The organism is Paenibacillus sp. FW101-FHT12H11, assembly GCF_058790355.1.
In genome coordinates this window covers 1-1,237 of record NZ_JBYTCO010000030.1, presented here as the reverse complement: position 1 = coordinate 1,237, position 1,237 = coordinate 1, and the positions used below count along the sequence as shown (strand labels likewise).

The following is a 1,237-nucleotide window of genomic DNA, read 5'->3' as shown; positions in this document are numbered from 1 at the left end:
AGACGGAGCCGCAGCGAAAGCGAGTCTGAATAGGGCGCTTTAGTACGTGGACGTAGACCCGAAACCGTGTGATCTACCCCTGTCCAGGGTGAAGGTGAGGTAACACTCACTGGAGGCCCGAACCCACGAATGTTGAAAAATTCGGGGATGAGGTGGGGGTAGCGGAGAAATTCCAATCGAACTCGGAGATAGCTGGTTCTCCCCGAAATAGCTTTAGGGCTAGCCTCGGATGTGGAGTTGTGGAGGTAAAGCACTGATTGGGTGCGGGGCCCGCCAAGGGTTACCAAGTCCAGTCAAACTCTGAATGCCACAAACTTAAATCCGGGAGTCAGACAGTGAGTGCTAAGATCCATTGTCAAAAGGGAAACAGCCCAGACCATCAGCTAAGGTCCCCAAGTGTGTGTTAAGTGGGAAAGGATGTGGAGTTGCACAGACAACCAGGATGTTGGCTTAGAAGCAGCCACCATTGAAAGAGTGCGTAATAGCTCACTGGTCGAGTGACTCTGCGCCGAAAATGTAACGGGGCTAAACACGCCACCGAAGCTATGGCTTGCACGTAAGTGCATGGGTAGGGGAGCGTTGTATGTACGTTGAATTCTGACCGTAAGGACAGGTGGAGCGCATACAAGTGAGAATGCCGGTATAAGTAACGAAAAGATCAGTGAGAATCTGATCCGCCGAAAACCTAAGGGTTCCTGAGGAAGGCTCGTCCGCTCAGGGTAAGTCGGGACCTAAGGCGAGGCCGAAAGGCGTAGTCGATGGACAACAGGTGGAAATTCCTGTACCACCGTAGCCGTTATGAGTGATGGAGTGACGCAGAAGGATAGTGACGCGAGCTGATGGATGCTCGTCCAAGCAGTGAGGCTGGTTAGTAGGCAAATCCGCTAACCGTAAGGCTGGGCTGTGATGGGGAGGGAAATTTTAAGTACCGAAGGTCATGATTTCACACTGCCAAGAAAAGCTTCTAGCCAGGCGAAGGTGCCCGTACCGCAAACCGACACAGGTGGGTGAGAAGAGAATTCTAAGGCGCGCGGAAGAACTCTCGTTAAGGAACTCGGCAAAATGACCCCGTAACTTCGGGAGAAGGGGTGCCTCGGTAGGGTGAATAGCCCGAGGGGGCCGCAGTGAAAAGGCCCAAGCGACTGTTTAGCAAAAACACAGGTCTGTGCGAAGCCGCAAGGCGAAGTATACGGGCTGACGCCTGCCCGGTGCTGGAAGGTTAAGAGGAGTGGTTAGG

General features: G+C 53.4%; 1 rRNA gene. It reads left to right on the top strand.

What is annotated here, in order from left to right:
- Positions 1–1,237 (top strand): 23S ribosomal RNA (locus tag AC3WTJ_RS37910); the annotation flags it as partial.